Here is a 19,830-nt window from a genome sequence, read left to right as displayed (position 1 = left end):
GCAACAACGGCTCGATCAGCCGCCACTCCGCCTCGCTCAGATCGTAACGCGCCATACCAAGGCTCCTTTCGGTAGCCTTGAATCAAGCGTCGCCCCACTCAGCAAGGGTTATGAGTACAGACCCTAGTGCATCGTGCCGGCGACGATCTCCAGCTTGGCGCCGTCCGGATCCAGGATCACGCAGCCGTAATAGGTGGGCGCGATGTCGAGGTGCGGACCGGCCGGGCGGATCGTCGTCGCGCCCTGCGCCATCGCTGATGCGTAGGCCGCGTCCACCGCCGCCCAAGTGGACCGGCCGCAATTCAAACGCTTGTTTGCCGCGACGGAAACTGCCTATGTTGCTCGCGCCGTCGGAAAGTCCGGCGGTCTGCGTTCTCAGGGCGGGGTGCAACTCCCCACCGGCGGTAATGCCCTCCGAAGCCTCGGCCAAGGAGGGACGAGTCCGCGGGCGCCTGGCTCCTCGTCATAGGTGGGGCCAGGGACGAGCAGACCCGGTGCGATCCCGGGACCGACGGTCATAGTCCGGTTATGAGAACGGTCGTGTTCGCGGTGGGCGGAATCCGTCACCCGTGCGCGCGGCCTGCCCCCTGAGTCGTGGTCCTTTGAACCCGGTCAGGGAGAAGACCATGACCCAACTGAACACCCTCGAATTCCCCACCGCCAACGGCGCGTTCCGCGCCGGCCGCATCGCCTTCGTGCATGCGCTCTGGCACGCCGAGATCGTCCGCGAGGCCTACGACGGCTTCGTGGAGGAGATGGCCACGCTGGGCATCCCCGCCTCGGCGATCGAGAAGTTCGAGACGCCCGGTTCGTTCGAAATCCCCCTGCACGCACAGACACTGGCGCGCACGGGCCGTTACGCCGCGATCGTGGCGGCGGGCTTCGTCGTCGATGGAGGCATCTACCGCCACGACTTCGTCGCCCAGACGGTGGTCCAGGCGCTGATGCAGGTGCAGCTCGCCACCGAGACGCCGGTGTTTTCGGTGGTGCTGACGCCGCACCACTTCCACGAACACGACGTGCACCAGGGCTTCTTCCACGCCCACTTCCGGGTGAAGGGGGCGGAGGCGGCCCGCGCCTGCCACGGCACGCTGCAGAGCCTGGCCCAGCTCGCGGGGGCGGCGTGATGGACGCCGCGCTCGGGATTCCCGCGGGCTTCGAGCGGCATGACCGCCGCAGCCCCATGACCGAACCCTGGGAGCCGCTCTACCGCCGGCTCTCGGGCGACACCGTGGTGCTCGGCCTGCGGGCCGGGCCGCCGCACTGCAACAGCCGCGGCTTCGTCCACGGAGGGCTGATCTCGACCCTCGCCGACAACGCCATGGGCCTGTCGTGCGTGCGGCGCCTGGGCGAGGTGGCGAGCCTCGTGACCGTGAACCTCACGGTCGACTTCCTGGGTTCGGCCCACACCGGCCAGTGGCTGGAGTTCGACACGGTGTTCGTGAAGCCGGGCGGCACGCTCTGCTTTACCCAGGCCTTCGTCACCGCCGACGGCCAGCCGTGCGCACGGGCCAACGCGGTGTTCCGGGTCGTGAAGAAGGCGATGGCGGCATGACCTGCTACCTCGTCGGACGCATCGCGATCCACGACCGCGAACGCTACGGCCGCTACGCCGCTGCGTTCATGCCGGTGCTGAAGCAGTACGGCGGCCGGCTGCTGGTGTCGGAAGAGAATCCGGAGCCGCTCGAGGGCGACTGGGACGGCCGCAAGCTGGTCCTGCTCGCCTTCGACAGCCGCAATGCGGCTCTCGCCTGGGCGAATTCCCCCGAGTATCGCGAGATCGCCAAGGACCGCATCGCCGGCTCCGACGCGATCGTCGTGCTGGCGGAAGGGTTCGCCTAGGTCAGCGCTTCGCCTCCTCGGCCATGTCGGGGAGGCGGAGCGTCCGCTCCACGCCCACGGCCTCCAGGAAGTCCTGGTCGTGGCTGACGACCAGCAGGGCGCCGTCGTAGCCGCGCAGGGCGGCCTCCACGGCCCCGATCGAGTCCAGGTCGAGATGGTTGGTCGGCTCATCCAGGATCAGGAGCTGTGGCGGCGCCTCGCCCGCCAGCACGCAGGCCAGGGCAGCGCGCAACCGCTCGCCGCCACTCAGGCTGGCGACCGGCTTGTCGGCGGCGGTGTTGCGGAACAGGAAGCGGGCCAGGGCCGCGCGGGCGGCGTTCTCGCTCGCGGCCGGAGTCAGCCGTCGGAAGGCCTCTACCAGGCTGGCGTCCTGGCCCAGCAGCGCAGTCTGCTGATCCAGGAAGGCGGTGCGCGCGCCGCGCGTGACCTGGCCTGCGGTCGGCGCGAGCTCGCCGGCGGCGAGACGCAGCAGGGTCGTCTTGCCGCTGCCGTTCGGGCCGCTGACGGCGACCCGCTCAGGGCCCGTGATCCGCAGATCGACGCCCGCCAGGAGAGCCGGTCCCCCGGGCCAGGCGAACGCCGCCTGCTCCATGGAGAGCACGAGCTTGCCCGCCGGCAGGCCCGAGGGCGGGAGATCGAACGCCAGTCGGCGCACCCGCTCGACCCGGGCCTCGGCGGCGCTCACCGCCTCGGCGGCTTCACTGGCCTTGCGATCAGCGAGGTGGCGGATGCGGCCGCCGGTGGCCTCCGCGCGGTCCTGACGCGCATCCAGCAGGATCTTGGGGGCGTCATTGCGGGCGCGGCTGCGCTTGCCGGCGGCGTCGCGGCGGGCCTGCCGCTCCAGGGCCACCTGCCCTTCCCGCGCGGCCCGCAGGGCGCCGCGCTGGGCGTCGGCGAGGTCACGGACGGCGGCGGCCTCGGCCTCGGCCTTGCGCGCGGCATAGAGGTCATAGTCGCCGCCATAGACCTCCGCCCCCAGGCTGGAGAGCTCGACGATACGGTCCATCCGGCGCAGCAGAGTCCGATCATGGCTGACGACGATGGCGCCGCCCTTCCAGCGCCCCAGCACCTCGGCCACCAGGTCGCGCGCCGCTGCGTCGAGGTTGTTGGTCGGCTCGTCCAGGATCAGCAGGTCCGGCTCGGCGGCGAGCAGGCCAGCGAGGCTTGCGCGCGTGGACTGACCACCGCTGAGGCTGGCGGCGGGCCGCGCGAGGTCGAGGCCGGGCAGCCCGACCTCCGCCAGGGCCGCGTCGAGCCGGGGCTCCAGCGTCCAGTCCGCCTCGGCGAGGTCGTCCTCGCTCCCCTCCCCCGCCTCGATCCGGCGCAGGCGCGCGAGCGGGGCCGCGACGCCCAGCAGGTCGGCGACGCTCGCGCCCGGCGGCGGGGCCAGGGCCTGACGCAGCACGCCCAGGCGGCCGCGGACGGTCAACGTCCCGGCGCCGGGGGCCAGCTCGCCCAGGATCAGCCGCACGAGCGTGGACTTGCCGACGCCGTTGCGGCCGACGAGGCCGGTGCGCTCGGCGCCGAACGCGAGGGTCAGGTTGTCGAGGAGGACGCGGCCGTCAGGCGTCGCGTAGCTGAGGCCGTCGAGGGTGATGTGTGCGGGCATGAAGGGTCATCGCGGCGTGGACGTTCGGGGTGGTCGGAATGTCCAGCGCGAGCCGCATCGGCCTGCTCCTTCTTGCGATGGCCGCTATCTAGGGGTCGCCGGCGCCTCGCGCAATCCGGACGCGGCATGAGGCCGGCCGTTGCAGCGCCCCGGCCGGGCGGTCATCTGCGCCCCATGACCCTGCCCGACATCGACTGGACCGCCCTCGCCCAAGACCTCGACACCCACGGGTGCGCGATCATTCCGAGGCTGCTGCCCGCCGCCGACTGCGAGGCCCTCGCCGCGCTCTACGACGCGCCGGCGGGCTTCCGCTCGACGGTCGTCATGGCCCGGCACGGGTTCGGACGCGGCGAGTACCGCTACTTCGCCTATCCGCTCCCCGAGCCCGTCGCGAGTCTCCGCGCGGCGCTCTATCCGCCGCTGGCGCGGATCGCCAACGCCTGGAACGCGGCCTTGGGCGAGCCCGTGCGCTATCCGGCGGAGCACGCCGACTACCTCGCCCGCTGTCACGCCGCCGGCCAGATCCGGCCGACGCCCCTCGTGCTGCGCTACGTGGCGGGGGACTACAACTGCCTGCACCAGGATCTCTATGGCGAGCACGTCTTCCCGCTGCAGGTGGCCGTGCTGCTGTCGGAGCCGGGCCGGGATTTCGAGGGCGGCGAGTTCGTCCTGACCGAACAGCGACCGCGGATGCAGTCACGCGTCGAGGTCGTGCCGCTGGGCCAGGGCGACGCCGTGGTCTTCCCGGTCAGCCAGCGGCCGGTGCGCGGGAGCCGGGGCCTCTACCGGGTCAACATGCGCCACGGCGTCAGCCGCCTGAGGTCCGGCCGGCGGCACACCCTGGGCGTCATCTTCCACGACGCCCTCTAGCGGCATTCGGACATGTGTTGGGATCGCCACATTGGATGGCGGCGGTCGCAGGACGATCTGACGGGCAAAGGAGAACCGCCATGTCTTTCGTCGTTTCCGCCCTGCCCGTCGCCGAGTTCCGTCCGCTCTTCAGGCTGTCGGACGAGGCCCTGGCCGCCCGCGGTGTCCAGCGCCGCCGGGTCGAGGCCCCCGTCGGCTCGCCCTGCCGCGTCACGCTCGAGGACGCGCCGGTCGGCGAGACCGTCCTGCTGCTGAACTATGAGCATCAGCCGGCGGACACGCCGTTCCGGTCGCGTCACGCGATCTTCGTGCGCGAGACCGCCGAGGACACCCGCTTCGCGCCGGGCGAGCTGCCGCCGGTGTTCCGCAACCGCAGCCACCTGTCGCTACGGGCCTTCGACGCCAAGGGCATGATGATCGACGCGGAGCTCGCCGCGACCATGGACCTGCCGGCGGCGATCGAGCGGCTACTGGCCGTGCCCAAGGCGGCCTATCTGCACGCCCACTACGCCGGGGCAGGCTGCTACGCGGCGCGGATCGACCGGGCCTGAACGCCGACGGGCGTTTCCCTGCCCCAGCGCCATCTTCCGCCGGCAATGCGGTGGTCTCCCGCCGCAAGTCCGTGGACGAAGCCGCCGTGCTCGTGGGCTTCGACGACGGACGCGTGACGATCCCGTGAGGTCGGAAACCAAAGCGATGTGAGAGGGTTCTCGCCGGCGGTCACACGCTGGAGGAACATCCCTTGCCCCGCCTGCTCACGCTCCTGATCGCCACGCTCGTCGCCGGCCAGGCATCAGCCGCCGCCGCCCAGACCTGGCCGGCGAGCACGGTCGCGGGAGCGCCGAGGGTGACGCCCCTCAAGACCGCCCACAAGGCGCCGGCCCGGCCGTCCAGCCTGCGCCTGGCCGAACTCCGCCGCGCCGCTGACCTCCGCACGCTGAAGCTGACGCCGACGATCGAGACCGGAACGCTGCCCGACATCGACCTGCGCGCCCGTTCGGAATGGTCGGACGACGAGGGTTTCCGGGTGACGCCCACCCGCGTAGCCTTCAAGCGTCGCTTCTGATCGGAGCCCCATGCTCGCACGTCCCCTCATTGCGCTGAGTTTCCTGGCGTTCAGCGCTCTCGCGGACGCCGCGGCGTCTCAGCCGCTCACCTGCACCCCGACGCGGGCGGACGCCGACCGGATGAAGCGCCTCGACCTCGCCTGGAAGGAGGCTCGCGCCGACGCCATCCGCAACGGCCACGGCGACGATCTTCGCCGGCTGGGGCCCGTCGCCGACCCGCGAGTCGACCTCAACCGGCCGCAGCCCACGCCGGGCCGATACCTGTGCCGCACCCTCAAGCTCGGGGCCGCGCAGGAGGGGATGCTGCCGTACATCGCCTACGGCTGGTTCCGCTGCCAGGTGACGCTCTCCCCGGGCGGCGACCTGGAGCTGCGCAAGGTCAGCGGCTCGCAACGGCCGGTGGGACTCATCTGCCCCACCGGCGAGCGGCGGACGGCGCGGTTCGTCGGCGTCCTGGAGCTGGGCGACGAGACCCGGACTCCCAGGTACGGGGCCGATCCCGAGCGCGACCTGGTCGGACTCGTGCAGCGCATTGGCGACGAGCGTTGGCGGGTGGCGTTTCCGTGGCCCGCCTATGAATCCAAGCTGGACATCCTGGAGCTGAAGCACGTCCGGCGCTGGTAGCCGCCACGACCTGCTGCCAACGTGGTGTCAGCAGCCCATGCGCGCACAAGGCCGCGGGGCCTTTGTTCACGACTCGTTCCCGTGTTATGAGAGTCGCCGGTTTCCTACATTAGGCGGTCTCGCCCGGGACCTTTCCCGGGCGATCTCGCGTTCCGGGACAACATGGCCGACCAGCACAACCTCATCCGCGTGCGCGGGGCGCGCGAGCACAATCTCAAGGACGTCAACGTCGACATCCCGCGGGGCGAGCTTGTCGTGCTGACGGGCCTGTCCGGCTCGGGCAAGAGTTCGCTGGCGTTCGACACCATCTACGCCGAGGGCCAGCGCCGCTATGTCGAGAGCCTCTCGGCCTATGCCCGCCAGTTCCTGGAGCTGATGAGCAAGCCCGACGTGGACCTCATCGAGGGCCTGTCGCCGGCGATCTCCATCGAGCAGAAGACCACCAGCCGCAATCCTCGCTCCACCGTGGGCACGGTGACCGAGATCCACGACTACATGCGCCTGCTCTGGGCGCGGGTGGGCGTTCCCTACTCGCCGGCGACGGGGCTGCCGATCGAGAGCCAGACCGTCAGCCAGATGGTCGACAAGCTGAACGCCTTGCCGGAGGGCACGCGCCTCAACCTGCTCGCGCCCGTCGTGCGCGGTCGCAAGGGCGAGTACCGCAAGGAGTTCGCCGAGTGGCAGAAGGCCGGCTTCCAGCGGGTGAAGGTCAACGGCGAGCTGATGCTGATCGAGGATGCGCCGGCCCTCGACAAGAAGTTCAAGCACGACATCGACATCGTCGTGGACCGGATCGTCACCAAGCCGGGGCTGGAGGCGCGCTACGCCGATAGCCTGGAGACGGCGCTGCGGCTCGCCGACGGCATAGCCGTGGCCGAATGGGCCGACCTGGCCGAGGGAGAGACCGAGCCCCGGCGGCTGGTCTTCTCCGAGAAGTTCGCCTGCCCGGTCTCCGGGTTCACGATCAGCGAGATCGAGCCGCGCCTGTTCTCGTTCAACAACCCCTACGGCGCCTGCCCGGTGTGCGACGGCCTGGGCGCCAAGCTGGCCTTCGACGCCGACATGGTCGTGCCCGACAAGGAAAAGAGCCTGCACAAGGGCGCCATCGCCCCTTGGGCCAAGGGCCCTTCGCCGCTCTACACCCAGACCCTGCAGGCCCTCTCGCGGCACTACGGCTTCTCGATGGACGAGCCGTGGTGGAAGCTGCCCGAGCCGGCGAAGAATGTGGTGCTCTACGGCTCCGGATCCGAGAAGATCCGCTTCGTCTATGACGACAACGCCCGCAAGTACGAGGTCAACAAGACCTTCGAAGGCGTGCTGCCGAACCTGGAGCGCCGCTGGCGCGAGACCGACAGCTCATGGGTGCGCGAGGAGCTGGGCCGCTACCAGTCCGAGACGCCCTGCCTGGCGTGCGAGGGCTACCGCCTGAAGCCGGAGTCACTCGCCGTGAAGATCGCCGGCCGGCACATCGGCGACGTCTCGCGCCTGTCGATCCGCCACGCCCAGGAGTGGTTCGAGAGCCTGGACGGCCAGCTCACCGACAAGCAGATGGAGATCGCCCGCCGGATCCTGAAGGAGATCAACGACCGGCTGCGATTCCTGGTCAACGTGGGCCTCGACTACCTGAACATGTCGCGCAGTTCGGGCACCCTGTCAGGGGGCGAGAGCCAGCGCATCCGACTGGCCAGCCAGATCGGCTCGGGGCTGACGGGCGTGCTCTATGTGCTGGACGAGCCGTCGATCGGGCTGCACCAGCGGGACAACACTCGCCTGCTCACCTCGCTGAAGGGCCTGCGCGACCTCGGCAACTCGGTGCTCGTGGTCGAGCATGACGAGGAGGCGATCCTCACCGCCGACCATGTGATCGACATGGGCCCCGCCGCCGGCGTCCACGGCGGCGAGATCATCGCCCAGGGCACGCCCGACGACATCATGGCCAACCCGAACAGCGTGACCGGCCAGTACCTGTCGGGCGTTCGGGAGATCGCCGTGCCCGAGGACCGCCGGCCGATCTCGAAGAAGAAGGTCATCCGCGTCGTCGGCGCCACCGGCAACAACCTGAAGGCCGTCACTGCCGAGATCCCGGTGGGCACCTTCACCTGCATCACCGGCGTCTCCGGCGGCGGCAAGTCCACCTTCACCATCGAAACGCTCTACAAGGCGGCCGCCCGGCGGCTGCACAACGCCTCGGACGCCCCGGCCCCGCACGAGCGGATCGAGGGGCTGGAGCACTTCGACAAGGTCATCGACATCGACCAGAGCCCGATCGGCCGCACGCCGCGATCCAACCCCGCGACCTACACTGGAGCCTTCCAGCCCATCCGCGACTGGTTCGCCGGCCTGCCCGAGGCCAAGTCGCGCGGCTACGGCCCCGGCCGCTTCAGCTTCAACGTCAAGGGCGGCCGCTGCGAGGCTTGCCAGGGCGACGGCCTGATCAAGATCGAGATGCACTTCCTGCCGGACGTGTACGTCACCTGCGACGTCTGCCACGGCCGCCGGTACAACCGCGAGACGCTGGAGGTGATGTTCAAGGGCAAGAACATCGCCGACGTGCTCGACATGACCGTCGAGGAGGCAGCCGACTTCTTCAAGGCGGTGCCGCCGATCCGCGAGAAGATGGAGACGCTGAAGCGCGTCGGTCTCGGCTACGTGAAGGTCGGCCAACAGGCGACCACACTGTCCGGTGGCGAGGCTCAGCGGGTGAAGCTCTCGAAGGAGCTGTCGCGCCGCGCCACGGGCAAGACGCTCTACATCCTCGACGAGCCGACGACGGGCCTCCACTTCGAGGACGTGAAGAAGCTGCTCGAGGTGCTCCACGAGCTGGCCGACCAGGGCAACACCGTCGTGGTGATCGAACACAATCTCGACGTCGTGAAGACCGCCGACTGGCTGGTGGACTTCGGCCCCGAAGGCGGCGACGGCGGCGGCGAGATCGTCGCCCAGGGCAGCCCTGAGGACGTCGCCGCCAACCCCCGGAGCTGGACCGGCCGCTACCTGCACGAGCTGCTGGAGCGCCACCGCCAGCGCAAGGGCGCGCGGAAGAAGGCGCTGGTGGGGGCCTGAGGACAATCCCTCCCCTTTATGGGGAGGGTGGTCCGCGCAGAGCGCGGACCGGGACCTTGACGGAGAGGGCCCGGACAGACCCACACTCCCTATCCGGCCGGCTGCGCCGGCCACCCTCCCCTGAGAGGAGGGATGACTTCCACACGACCGAGGAAAGCCCACCATGATCCTGTACGGCGCGCCGATGCCCGCTCCCAACCCGCGGCGGGTCCGCATCTTCCTTGCGGAGAAGGGCATCGACCTGCCCGAGACGCTGGTCGACATGCGGAAGCGCGAGCACAAGAGCCCGGAGCATCGGGCGCGGAACTCGCTCGGCCAGGTCCCGACGCTGGAGTTGGACGACGGGACCTGCATTTCCGAGACGGTCTCGATCTGCCGCTACTTCGAGGAGACCCAGCCCGACCCGCCGCTGTTCGGGTCCACGGCTGTCGAAAAGGCGCTGGTCGACATGTGGATCCGGCGGATCGAGTTCACCGTGATGTCGCCCGTGGGCAATTTCTGGCGGCACGCCCACCCGTTCACCGCCGCGCTGCTGACCCAGTTCAAGGACTTCGGCGAAAGCAACCGCGAGACCTATGCCGGCGCCCAGCGCTGGCTGGACCGCGAGCTGGCCGATCGCCCGTTCGTGGCCGGCGAGGCCTACACCATGGCCGACATCTGCCTGCTCTCGACGGTGGATTTCGCCACCTGGATCGGCCTGCCTGTGGCCGACGAGCACGCCAACCTGAAAGCCTGGCACACGCGGGTCAGCGCGCGGCCGAGCGCCTCGGCCTGAGGGATCAGGCCTGGGCCGAAAGGCGCTGGTAGGCGACCGCGCCCGGCGCGGCGACCACGGCGTAGTAGATCGCCGTGAACAGGCCGCCGACCACCATGTAGGCGATCATGAACGGGTTCAGATAGGTCCGCAGGGTCGTCTCGTCCGGCTGGAAGATGCGCATCAGCTCGGCGACCGTCCCGCCGGTGGCGATCGTGACGATCATCGAGACCGCCATGAACAGCATCAGGAATAGGATCGCGACCACGAAGACGCAGCAGATCGCCAGGACATAGGCGGCCACGAGGCGCCAGAACTGGCCGCGCGTCAGGCTCCAGGAGTCCAGGATCGCCAGCCGACCGAGGTCGAAGGTCATGACGGGCGCCAGCGACATGCGCACCGCCACAAAGACCAGGAGTCCCAGCGCGAAGAGCTCGGCGGCGGCGAAGGCGAACGAGAACGCCGCGTTGCCGAGGAAGGAGGCCAGGGTCGCGATGATCGCCACGACGATCTGCACCGCCACCACAGCCATCAGCGCCAGCACGAGATACACGAGCGTAAGGGCCATCAGCCGCAGCTCGTCGCGACCCAGGCGCAGGTAGCTGAACTTGTCGTCCTGCGGCCGCAGGATGATGCGGTAGACCGCCGCGCCCATGATGCACTGCACGACGAGGCCGAACAGCAGCATCGGTGAAAGGATCGCCAGCGCCTGCATCAGCATGCCCGCGTCAGGCGTCGCGCTGGGGTCGTTCTGAAGAAACTCCAGCGCCGCCCGGGCCTCGGCCGGCATGTTCACGGTGATGAGGGCGCTGACCACGCTGATGGCGAAGCAGAAGGCGGTCCATGCCATCAGCGCCCTAGGCCGTTCGCGCGTGATCCGAAACCCTTCGAGCGCGGCGTCCGTCGCCGAGAAGCTAGTCATCCATTCCCCCGGCCCGACAGGTGAATCGGGCCACTTCCTTCACCGTCAAAGTGCGTGGGACCCACGTCGCGTGCAAGGCCCCGCTCGCGATACAGCCACACAGTTGCTAGTAGGCAACGCATGTCCCTACGTCCTGTTCACGTCGTCGGCGGCGGTCTCGCCGGTTCAGAAGCCACCTGGCAGATCGCCCAGGCGGGCGTGCCGGTGGTGCTGCACGAGATGCGGCCCGTCCGCGGCACCGACGCCCACCAGACCGACCAGCTCGCCGAACTGGTCTGTTCCAACTCGTTCCGCGCCGACGACTGGACCGGCAACGCCGTCGGCCTGCTCCACGCCGAGATGCGCGCGCTGGACTCGATCATCATGTCGGCGGGCGACGCGCACCAGGTGCCGGCGGGCGGCGCGCTGGCCGTCGACCGCGAGGGCTTCTCCCAGGCCGTCACCCGGCGACTGGAGGCCCACCCGCTGGTGACCATCGAGCGCGGCGAGGTCGCGGGCCTGCCGCCGGCGGAGTGGGACAGCGTGATCGTCGCCACCGGCCCGCTCACCTCGCCCGCCCTGTCGGAGGCGATCCTGAAGCTGACCGGCGAGGGCCAGCTCTCGTTCTTCGACGCCATCGCGCCGATCGTGAACTTCGAGTCCGTCGACATGGACGTGGCCTGGCGCCAGTCGCGCTACGACAAGGAGGGCCCCGGCGGCGACGCGGCGGCCTACATCAACTGTCCGATGACCCAGGCGCAGTACGAGGCGTTCATCGACGCCCTGCTGGCCGGGCCGAAGTCCGAGTTCAAGGAGTGGGAGAACGTCCCCTACTTCGACGGCTGCCTGCCGATCGAGGTAATGGCCGAGCGCGGCCGCGAGACCCTGCGGCACGGGCCGATGAAGCCGGTCGGCCTGACCAACGCCCACAAGCCGGACGAGAAGCCCTGGGCGGTCGTCCAGCTCCGCCAGGACAACGCCCTAGGCACGCTGTGGAACATGGTCGGCTTCCAGACCAAGCTGAAGCACGGCGCCCAGACCGAGATCTTCCGGATGATCCCGGGCCTGGAGAAGGCGGTCTTCGCCCGCCTGGGCGGCCTGCATCGCAACACGTTCATCAACAGCCCGCGCCTGCTGGACCGCTCGCTGCGGCTGAAGGTGGATCCGCGCCTGCGCTTCGCCGGCCAAGTGACGGGCGTGGAAGGCTATGTGGAAAGCGCCGCCGTGGGCCTGCTGGCGGGCCGCTTCGCCGCCGCCGAGCGGCTGGGCCGCCCGATCGAGGCGCCGCCCGCGACCACCGCGCTGGGCGGCTTGGTGGGCCACATCACGGGCGGACATCTGGAGCACGGGGCCGGCTCGTTCCAGCCGATGAACATCAATTATGGCCTCCTGCCGCCCATGGCCCCGCCCAAGCGCGACGCCGAGGGCCGCCGCCTCGGCGCCAAGGAGAAGACCCGGCTGAAGAAGCGCGCCATGGGCGAGCGGGCCCTGGCCGATCTCAAGGCCTGGATCGACGGCGCGCCGGCGCAGATGGAGCCGGCGGAATAGCCGTCAGATCCGGCCACGCGCCACGGCCCACAGCAGCCTGAGCCGGTCGCGCAACGGTGAGCGCTTTCGGCCGGTCAGCGCAGCATGGGCCACCGCCGGGAAGGCGTCCGTGGCGAGCTTGGCGACCGCGGTCTTCGCGCCCATCGACGCGCGAGCCGATACCGCAGCGATCCGGCGCTCACCCTCGGCGCGCCGCGCCAGCGCCCACGCCGCGCCCGCGGCGCGCGCCGGGCCCGTGTCCGAACCGGGCGCCAGGATCATCGCGGCCAACTCCGCGGCCCGCCCGCCGGTGTCGCGGGCCCACTCCAGCGCCTCGTTCGGCTTCATCGGCGTCGCGTCCAGCTCGCGGTAGCGGGCGTCGATCATCGCCTCCAGCGGCTCACGCGGCAGGTTGTGGCGGGCAATCGCCGCGGCCAGCGCCTGGGCGGTCGGATGGCGGCGCACGGGACGCCCCTCGTAGGCCTCGTCCAGCATCTCGCGCCACCACGTCAGCCGGATCTCGCCCAGCAAGGCGTTCGATGTGACCTTGGGCGCGCGGGCCAGCTCGTAGTCGTAGGCGTAGATCGCGATCACATCGGCGCGCTTGCCCGTGTCGCCGATGAACCGGCTGGAGAGCCAGCGGTCCGGGTCAACGCGCCGGATCAGGTCGTCGAGATCGTCGTCCATGGTCCCTCAACGAAAAAGGCCCGCCGGAGGGGCGGGCCTTTCCGGGAATTGTGGTCCCTATCAGCCGAACAGCGTCTGCGTCATCGTCATCCCCGTCAGCATGGGGATCGAGAGCAGCAGGTTCGTGCGCGAGAACAGCATCGCCGTGCGGCCGGCCTTGGCCTTGGCGTCGGCGTCGCCCTCGACGATGCCCAGGGCGATCTTCTGGTTCGGCCAGATGAAGACCCAGACGTTGATGAACATGACGATCGCCAGCCACATGGCGAGGCCCAGCAGCGTGTAGCCCGTGTCGGTGGCCGAGTAGCCGTTGAACAGGCCCAACGTCAGCGCCTCGTGGGCGTAGTCCACGCCGCGAAGGTAGGCGACGATGAGGCCCATCAGCACCGTGAACAGCGCCGCCCAGCGGAACCAGAACAGCGCCTCGGGGGCGATGTACTTCGAAACCGCCGGCTTCAGCTCGGCCGGGATCTCGGGCATTTTCCGGATCTGGACGAAGTTGAAGTAGTAGAGAAGTCCGATCCAGAGGATGCCGAAGAAGGTGTGGAGCCAACGGAACACCGCCTGCCAGAACGCCACGTCGGTCCCCTGCGGCCCCTGCGAGTAGGCGCCAATCATCACCAGCGCCAGGATGACGCTGACGATCAACGTGTTTCGGAAATTGGCGAGCAATCCAGCCATTTAACTATGCCCTCGTGAGTCCCTGCCCTGGCGGCGACGTATAGGGCGTTTCGCCCTGCGCCGAAAGGTGACGCTCAGACAGCGATGAGCGCGGCGGCCAGCTTGCGGCCCTCATAGGTGAGGAGGTTGTAGAGTTTCGCCGCGGCCGGCGTGTCCAGAAACTCGAAGCCGATGCCCGCCTCACGCAGACCATCGCGGACCTCGCGCGACGGCAGGGCGTTGCGGGCGCCCGCGCCCAGCAGCAGCACCTCGACCTCGGCGGGGCCGGCCGCGAGGACCGGCTCCAGCGAGGCCAGGGTCAGTTCCCCCATCGAGGCGACGGGCCACGCCCGGGGCTCGTCCGCCAGGATCAGCAGCGAGCCCTCGTGGCGGACGCCTCCTGCCAGGCGGAAGCCGCCCTCGCCGTAGGCGTCGATCGAAGGAGCGTTCCGCGCCATCGGCTCAGGGCCGCGGAACGGCCGTCTTCAGCGGCTCCGCCGGCTCGTCGAAGCGCTTCACGCCCCAGAGCAGGATCACCGGAGCGGCGACATAGATCGACGAATAGGTGCCGATGATGATGCCGAACATCAGCACGATCGACATGCCGAACAGGGTGGGACCACCGAAGACGGCCAAGCCGGCCAGCGCCAGCAGCGCCGTGACGCCGGTGATCACCGTCCGCGACAGGGTCTCGTTGATCGACAGGTCGATCACCTCGCGCAGCGGCATCCGCTTGTACTTGCGCAAGTTCTCGCGAAGCCGGTCGAACACCACGACGGTGTCGTTCATCGAATAGCCGATGACGGTGAGGATCGCCGCGACGGTCGTCAGGCTGAATTCCAGCCCGGCGAAGGCGATGATCCCGAAGGTCAGGAACACGTCGTGGAACAGGGCCACCACGGCGCCGACGCCGAACTGCAGCTCGAACCGGAACCAGATGTAGACGAGCATCAGGCCGATCGAGAGCAGCAGCGCCAGCAGGCCGGCGTTGAACAGCTCGCCCGAAACCTTGGGCCCGACCACGTCCGTCCGGACGAAGGTCACCTTGCCCAGCGCCTGGGTCAGCGTCGCCTTCACGCGATCGACGGTCTCAGCCGGGCTGGCGCCGGCGGGCGTCTGGAAGCGCACCATCGCCTGGTCGGCCGACCCGAACGCCTGCACCTGGACATCCCCCAGGTCCATCCGCTCCAGTGCGCCCCGAGCCGTGGCAAGGTCCACCGCCTTGGGGGCCGTCGACAGCTCAAGGACGGTGCCGCCCTTGAAGTCGATGCCGCAGTTCAGGCCGCCGCAGGGCGGCTCGAACGGGACGAGGGCCCGCGCCAGGGACGCGATCACGGCGATCGCAGACAGGATCGCCGCGTATCTCGCGAACTTCACGAAGTGGAAGTTCGTCTTGATCGGGAGAAGCTTGATCAGAGGCCACATGGCTAGGCTCTCCCTTACGCGATCGGCAGGGTCTTCGGGCGGGCGGCGCGATACCACCATGCCAGAAGCACCTGGGTGATGAGGACGGCGGAGAACACCGAGGTGAGCACGCCGATGGAGAGCGTCCAGGCGAAGCCCTTCACGGGCCCCGCGCCGAACTGGAACATCATCAGCGCCGCCAGCAGAGTCGTCAGGTTGGCGTCGATGATGGTGCTCATGGCGCGCGAGAAGCCGGCGTCCATGGACATGGCCACGGTCCGCCCCGCCCTCACCTCGTCGCGCATGCGCTCGTAGATCAGCACGTTGGCGTCGACCGCCACGGCCAGGGTGAGGATCAGGCCGGCGATGCCCGGCAAGGTCAGCGTCGCCTGCGTCAGGCTCATCGCCGCGATGATCAGCAGGCCGTTGACCAGCAGCGCCACGATCGAGATGCCACCGAACAGAAGGCCATAGGCCAGCAGCATGAAGACGAGGATGGCCGCGAAGCCGATGATCGTGGAGATCTGGCCGGCCTTGATCGCGTCGGCGCCCAGTTCGGCGCCCACGGTCCGCTGTTCCTCGACGTTTAGCCGGGTCGGCAGGGCGCCGGCGCGCAGCAGGATGGCGAGGTCGTTGGCGCTCTCGACGGTGAAGTTGCCGCTGATCTGGCCCGAGCCGCCGGTGATCGGCTCGTTGATGTTGGGCGCGGAGATCACCTTGTCGTCGAGGACGATGGCGAAGCGCTTGCCGACGTTCTGGGTGGTGGCGTTGGCGAAGCGCCGGGCGCCCTCGCCGTTGAACCGGAAATTCACCACCGGCTGGCCGGTCTGAGGGTCGAAGCCGGCCGACGCGTTCGTCAGCATCTCGCCCGTGACCAGCGCGCGGCGCTTGAGCACGTAGAACGGTTGGACCTGGTCGCCGGGAACGAGCACTGAGCCAGGGGGCACGCGGCCTTCCTGGGCGGCGACGATGTCGGCGGTTTCGTCCACGAGCTGGAAGGTCAGCTTCGCGGTCTGGCCCAGGATCGCCTTGAGCTTCTCGGGATCGCTCTCGCCCGGCGCGGCCACCACGATGCGGTTGGCGCCCTGGCGGGTGATTGAAGGCTCGCGCGTGCCGAGTTCGTCGATCCGGCGGCGGATGATCTCCTGCGACTGCTCCACAGCGCGGCGGCCCTCGGCGTCCATGGCCTCAGGCGCGAGCGCGAGGCGCAGGCGCTGATCCGCTTCCGTGGTGACGCGGATGTCCCGGCCGCCCACGGCGCCCGGCAGGTCCGAGCCGATGTTCTGCCTCAGGAGGCGCGTCGCCGCCTCGTACTGCCCGGGATCGGTGATGCGGACGCTGATCGTGTCGCCCACCAGGCCGAGATCGCTGAAGACGATCTGCTCCTCACGGAGCTGGGTGCGGACGTCCTCGATCGTGTTGTTGAGACGTTCGGCCTTGAGCGCCTTGAGGTCGACTTCGAGCAGCAGGTACGAGCCGCCCTGCAGGTCGAGGCCGAGGTTCAGGGTCTGCTTGGGCAGGAAGCCCGGAAGGCTCTCCCGGACGTCCTTCGGCAGCGCGTTCGGCAGGGCGAAGAGCACCCCCGCCACGACCGACAGGATGACGAGGAGAACCTTCCAGCGCGAGAGGGTGAGCATCGGAAGGCGTCTTTTCTAGCTTCAGGCCTTGGCGTCGTTCGCCGGGGCGGGTTCGCCCTTGGCGCGGACGTCGGAGATCATCGCCTTGACCACCTTGACGGTGACGCCGGTGGCGATTTCGAGACCGACCTCCGAATCCTCGACGCGAACGACCTTTCCGATCATGCCCGAGGACAGCACCACCTGATCGCCGCGCTTCAGCGCCGCCAGCATGCTCTGGTGCTGCTTCATCCGCTTCTGCTGCGGCCGGATCATCAGGAAGTAGAAGAGCACGATCAGGAGGATCGGCATCGCGATCGTGCTGATCATATTCGGGTCGTTCATCACAGCTCCGGAAGGCGGGGGCCGAAGGGGCCCGGAATTTGGTCGGCGGAAGCTATGCGCGCCGACCCGCTTTTGCAATGGAACGCGCCCCTCGTGTATGGCGGGCGCGATGCAGAACGACCTTTCGCCCCTCCTGATCCGTATCGCCGAGGCGCTGGAGCGACTGGCGCCGCCTGCTCGCGCGACGCCGGTCTTCGAAACCGCCCGCCTGTTCCGGCACGATCCCGGGTCCGGCGCCTTTCACCCCGCCCCCGACTACCCCCTGGCGCTGGACAGCCTGATGGGCGTCGACCGCCAGAAGGCGCGGTTCCTCGAAAATCTCCAGCGGTTCGCGACGGGCCTGCCGTTCAACCACGCCCTGCTCTGGGGCGTGCGGGGCACGGGCAAGAGTTCGCTGGCCAAGGCGGCGTTCATGGCGGTCGCCGACGCCACGCCGGCGCTGAAGCTGGTGGAGGTGGACCGCGACGAGGTGACGGCCCTGCCCGCCCTGTTCGACACCCTGCGCGACCGTCCGGAACGGTTCGTCGTGCTGTGCGACGATCTCTCGTTCGAGGAAGGCGCGGCCGCCGCCAAGGCGCTGAAATCGGCCCTGGAAGGCGGTGTGTCGGGCCCGCCGGCGAACGTGCTCTTCGTCGCCACATCCAACCGCAGGCACCTGATGCCCCGGGGCCACCAGGAAGACCGCGGCCTCGTCGCCGCGGCGGAGGACGCCGAGGAAGAGGTCAGCGTCTCGGACCGCTTCGGCCTCTGGATCGGCTTCCCGCCCATGGACCAGCCGACCTACCTCGCCGCGGTCGCCGCCTACGCCGAGCGGTACGGGCTCCAGGCGATGGACCTGGACCGCAGGGCGCTGCAGTGGGCCCAGCTTCGGGGCGCGCGATCGGGTCGGGTCGCCTGGCAGTTCATCCGCGACCTGGCGGGCGAGCTCGGCAAGCCGCTGCCGCTTTAGCGCGGCAGGACCAGCGCCGGGTCGACCGGCCTCGCCCGCTCCTGCGGGGTCGGGGCGTAGCGGACCTCGAAGTGGAGCTGCGGCTCGGAGACGCCGCCGCTGGAACCGGCCTGGCCGATTTCCTGGCCCTGCTCGACCCTTTGCTGCATCCGCACGTTGACCCGGCCGAGGTGGCCGTAGGCGGTGACCCAGCCGTCGGCGTGCTTGATCAGCACGAGGTTGCCGAAACCCGGCACCTGGTCGCCGGCATAGACGACGTCGCCGGCCGCCGACGCCCGGACGGGATCGCCCGCGTTGGCGCGGATGTTCACCCCGTCGTTGCGCTGGCCGGGGCCGCGTGCGCCATAGGACGAGATCAGCTCCCCACGGATCGGCCACGCAAACCGGCCACGGCCCATCTCCATGATCTGCGCGTCGCTGACCGGCGGGCTGGCCACCGGCGCGCCCGGGATCGGACCAGAGGGCTGGTAGGGCTGCGGCCGCGACGGGAGCCGAGAGCCCTCCACCTCCGGCGGGCGGGGCGCAGAGCGCGGGGGTGGCAGACGCTGACCCGCGGGGGGCGGCGTGTCGAAGGACGACGGCGGCTTCGGGGCCGGGGCCTCAGGCCGCTCCGCCGGGGCGGTGGAGCGGGTCACGATCGGGCCCTTGTCGCGATAGCCGGATGGGAGCTTCAGGCGGCGGCCCGGGGCCACGCTGGCGCCGCGGCGGAGGCCGTTGGCGGCGCGAAGTTCCTCGACCGTGACGTCGAACCGGCGGGCGATCAGGGCCAGGGTGTCGCCGCGACCGACCACATAGCCCTTGGCCGAGCTGCCCGGTCCACGGATCGTCTGGCCCGGCTGGAGCCGATAGGGCTTCTTCAGCTTGTTGATCTTGGCCAGTTCCTCGACGTCGCTGTCCAGCCGGCGCGCGATCCGTTCGAGATTGTCGCCGCTCTTGACCTTGTAGGCCTGGCCGGGAACCGAGATGTCCACGACGCGACCGGTCACCTGGCGGGTCGTCACCGTGCGACTGTCCGACGGCTCCGCGGGCGCGGCCTCCGGCGCGGGTTCCGCGCGGGTCGACGAGGCCTTGGGCCCAGGCACGGTCTCGGGCGCGTCCGATGCGGGCGCCGCGTCCGCCCCGCCGCCCGGGATCTTCAGCGTCCGGCCGCGCATCAGCCCTGACCCCGAGATGCCATTGGCCTCCCGCAGGGCGTCCACGGTGGTTCCGAACTTCATGGCGATCCCGAACAGGGTGTCGCCCGCCTGGACGGTGTAGGTGCGCCCGCCCTCGCCCGCGCCATCCTCAGCCCGCTCGGCGCGCGAGGTGGTCCGCCTGGCCGGGGCCGGAGCCTTGGGGTTCTTCAGCACCTGGCCGGGGTTGATCCGATAGGGGGACTTCAGCCCGTTGGCCTTGGCCAGGTCCTGGATGTCCGTGCCCAGCTTGTCGGCGATCTTCGCGAGCGTGTCGCCCTTCTTGACGGTGTAGGTGGCGGCCGGCCCACGGGACCGGGACCGGGTGGCCGCATCGACCGCGGGCGGCGTCATGGCCGTGGGAGGCGTCGTGGCCGCGGCGTCCGGCATGGACGGGGCGGGGCGAGCCGGAGCCAGGGGCGCGAGCGTGGCCGTTTCCACCGGCGCGATGGGGGCCGCGACCGCAGGCGCCTCGGGCGCGGCGGCCATTTGGGGCGTGGGCGACGGAGACGACGCCGGCGCCGCGGCCGGCGGAGGAAGCTGAACGAGCGGCGCGGTGATCGGATACTGCGGACTCGCGCAGGCGGTCAGCGCCGTGCCGGCGAGGAGGATCAGGGCCGTGCGTTCGAAGTGAGGAGGCATCGCCGCTCCGGTAGCGTTTCAGTCAAAGGAATCATCGGGGCGTGAAATGACATGATGACGGCCGGGAGACGCCCCCGCCAACCCGCAAACGCCTCGCAACA

21 protein-coding genes and 1 riboswitch are annotated in these 19,830 nt (G+C 69.8%); of the genes, 11 read left to right on the top strand and 10 right to left on the bottom strand.

Annotated elements, in window-relative coordinates; translation table 11 throughout:
- Positions 1 to 123: 123 nt before the first annotated feature.
- Entirely contained in the window at positions 124 to 276 is a 153-nt protein-coding gene (locus DJ019_RS21075) for a VOC family protein (RefSeq protein ID WP_165844099.1), read from the bottom strand.
- 91 nt (positions 277 to 367) lie between these two features.
- Positions 368 to 540: riboswitch (FMN riboswitch) on the top strand.
- 86 nt (positions 541 to 626) lie between these two features.
- Between DJ019_RS21075 and DJ019_RS20320 the strand changes: the two genes are divergently transcribed.
- The 3 genes from DJ019_RS20320 to DJ019_RS20310 are packed head-to-tail and all read left to right on the top strand — an operon-like array spanning position 627 to position 1,842.
- A complete protein-coding gene (locus DJ019_RS20320) occupies positions 627 to 1,127 on the top strand; it encodes a 6,7-dimethyl-8-ribityllumazine synthase (RefSeq protein WP_111278659.1) in 501 nt (166 codons plus the stop codon).
- Complete coding sequence (locus DJ019_RS20315) at positions 1,127 to 1,555, top strand: PaaI family thioesterase (RefSeq protein WP_111278657.1); 429 nt, start codon at positions 1,127 to 1,129, stop codon at positions 1,553 to 1,555. The genes DJ019_RS20320 and DJ019_RS20315 overlap by 1 nt, the downstream gene beginning before the upstream one ends.
- Positions 1,552 to 1,842: a DUF1330 domain-containing protein gene (locus DJ019_RS20310; protein ID WP_111278655.1), complete on the top strand. Its 291-nt coding sequence runs from the start codon at positions 1,552 to 1,554 to the stop codon at positions 1,840 to 1,842. The genes DJ019_RS20315 and DJ019_RS20310 overlap by 4 nt, the downstream gene beginning before the upstream one ends.
- A gap of 1 nt (position 1,843) precedes the next feature.
- Here the strand turns inward: DJ019_RS20310 and DJ019_RS20305 are convergent, their stop codons facing one another.
- Positions 1,844 to 3,451 (bottom strand): ABC-F family ATP-binding cassette domain-containing protein, encoded by a 1,608-nt coding sequence (locus tag DJ019_RS20305; RefSeq protein ID WP_111278653.1) that lies wholly within the window; start codon positions 3,449 to 3,451, stop codon positions 1,844 to 1,846.
- Between the two features lie 174 nt (positions 3,452 to 3,625).
- Here DJ019_RS20305 and DJ019_RS20300 point away from each other — a divergent pair, with 174 nt between their 5' ends.
- From DJ019_RS20300 to DJ019_RS20275, 6 genes are all read left to right on the top strand, one after another.
- Positions 3,626 to 4,321 (top strand): 2OG-Fe(II) oxygenase, encoded by a 696-nt coding sequence (locus DJ019_RS20300; RefSeq protein WP_205854218.1) that lies wholly within the window; start codon positions 3,626 to 3,628, stop codon positions 4,319 to 4,321.
- An 80-nt stretch (positions 4,322 to 4,401) separates the two neighbouring features.
- A complete protein-coding gene (locus tag DJ019_RS20295; protein ID WP_111278649.1) occupies positions 4,402 to 4,872 on the top strand; it encodes a DUF1203 domain-containing protein in 471 nt (156 codons plus the stop codon).
- A gap of 191 nt (positions 4,873 to 5,063) precedes the next feature.
- Positions 5,064 to 5,387 carry a hypothetical protein gene (locus DJ019_RS20290; RefSeq protein WP_111278647.1) on the top strand — a complete coding sequence of 108 codons (324 nt, stop codon included), beginning with the start codon at positions 5,064 to 5,066 and terminating at the stop codon, positions 5,385 to 5,387.
- 10 nt (positions 5,388 to 5,397) lie between these two features.
- Entirely contained in the window at positions 5,398 to 6,012 is a 615-nt protein-coding gene (locus tag DJ019_RS20285; protein ID WP_111278645.1) for a DUF4893 domain-containing protein, read from the top strand.
- Positions 6,013 to 6,174: 162 nt separating this feature from the next.
- Complete coding sequence (gene uvrA / locus DJ019_RS20280; RefSeq protein ID WP_111278643.1) at positions 6,175 to 9,075, top strand: excinuclease ABC subunit UvrA; 2,901 nt, start codon at positions 6,175 to 6,177, stop codon at positions 9,073 to 9,075.
- 163 nt (positions 9,076 to 9,238) lie between these two features.
- The gene (locus DJ019_RS20275; protein ID WP_111278641.1) at positions 9,239 to 9,850 is read left to right on the top strand and encodes a glutathione S-transferase family protein; all 612 of its coding nucleotides are present in this window, start codon (positions 9,239 to 9,241) and stop codon (positions 9,848 to 9,850) included.
- A 4-nt stretch (positions 9,851 to 9,854) separates the two neighbouring features.
- Here DJ019_RS20275 and DJ019_RS20270 read toward each other — a convergent pair whose 3' ends face one another.
- Complete coding sequence (locus DJ019_RS20270) at positions 9,855 to 10,679, bottom strand: hypothetical protein (protein ID WP_133255340.1); 825 nt, start codon at positions 10,677 to 10,679, stop codon at positions 9,855 to 9,857.
- A 192-nt stretch (positions 10,680 to 10,871) separates the two neighbouring features.
- Between DJ019_RS20270 and trmFO the strand changes: the two genes are divergently transcribed.
- Complete coding sequence (gene trmFO, locus DJ019_RS20265; RefSeq protein ID WP_111278637.1) at positions 10,872 to 12,278, top strand: methylenetetrahydrofolate--tRNA-(uracil(54)-C(5))-methyltransferase (FADH(2)-oxidizing) TrmFO; 1,407 nt, start codon at positions 10,872 to 10,874, stop codon at positions 12,276 to 12,278.
- A 3-nt stretch (positions 12,279 to 12,281) separates the two neighbouring features.
- On the opposite strand, the gene DJ019_RS20260 is transcribed toward trmFO, so the two are convergent.
- The 6 genes from DJ019_RS20260 to yajC form a co-directional block, all read right to left on the bottom strand.
- On the bottom strand, positions 12,282 to 12,944 hold the full coding sequence (locus DJ019_RS20260; RefSeq protein WP_111278635.1) for a squalene/phytoene synthase family protein: 663 nt from the start codon (positions 12,942 to 12,944) through the stop codon (positions 12,282 to 12,284).
- A gap of 60 nt (positions 12,945 to 13,004) precedes the next feature.
- Positions 13,005 to 13,622: a hypothetical protein gene (locus DJ019_RS20255; protein ID WP_111278633.1), complete on the bottom strand. Its 618-nt coding sequence runs from the start codon at positions 13,620 to 13,622 to the stop codon at positions 13,005 to 13,007.
- A gap of 74 nt (positions 13,623 to 13,696) precedes the next feature.
- A complete protein-coding gene (locus DJ019_RS20250; RefSeq protein WP_111278631.1) occupies positions 13,697 to 14,059 on the bottom strand; it encodes an Mth938-like domain-containing protein in 363 nt (120 codons plus the stop codon).
- 4 nt (positions 14,060 to 14,063) lie between these two features.
- Positions 14,064 to 15,026 (bottom strand): protein translocase subunit SecF, encoded by a 963-nt coding sequence (gene secF / locus DJ019_RS20245; RefSeq protein ID WP_111278629.1) that lies wholly within the window; start codon positions 15,024 to 15,026, stop codon positions 14,064 to 14,066.
- 14 nt (positions 15,027 to 15,040) lie between these two features.
- Positions 15,041 to 16,642, bottom strand: a complete 1,602-nt coding sequence (secD, locus tag DJ019_RS20240) for a protein translocase subunit SecD (protein ID WP_111278627.1) — start codon at positions 16,640 to 16,642, stop codon at positions 15,041 to 15,043.
- 21 nt (positions 16,643 to 16,663) lie between these two features.
- Positions 16,664 to 16,966 carry a preprotein translocase subunit YajC gene (yajC, locus tag DJ019_RS20235; RefSeq protein WP_111278625.1) on the bottom strand — a complete coding sequence of 101 codons (303 nt, stop codon included), beginning with the start codon at positions 16,964 to 16,966 and terminating at the stop codon, positions 16,664 to 16,666.
- A 109-nt stretch (positions 16,967 to 17,075) separates the two neighbouring features.
- Between yajC and DJ019_RS20230 the strand changes: the two genes are divergently transcribed.
- Entirely contained in the window at positions 17,076 to 17,915 is an 840-nt protein-coding gene (locus DJ019_RS20230; protein WP_111278661.1) for an ATP-binding protein, read from the top strand.
- Here DJ019_RS20230 and DJ019_RS20225 read toward each other — a convergent pair.
- On the bottom strand, positions 17,912 to 19,729 hold the full coding sequence (locus tag DJ019_RS20225) for a LysM peptidoglycan-binding domain-containing protein (protein ID WP_111278623.1): 1,818 nt from the start codon (positions 19,727 to 19,729) through the stop codon (positions 17,912 to 17,914). The two genes, DJ019_RS20230 and DJ019_RS20225, sit on opposite strands and share 4 nt — an antisense overlap.
- Between the last annotated feature and the right edge of the window lie 101 nt (positions 19,730 to 19,830).

The organism is Phenylobacterium kunshanense, assembly GCF_003254525.1.
Taxonomy (GTDB): domain Bacteria; phylum Pseudomonadota; class Alphaproteobacteria; order Caulobacterales; family Caulobacteraceae; genus Phenylobacterium; species Phenylobacterium kunshanense.
The sequence above is the reverse complement of the archived record's forward strand: the minus strand, read 5'-3'. Positions and strand labels throughout refer to the sequence as shown.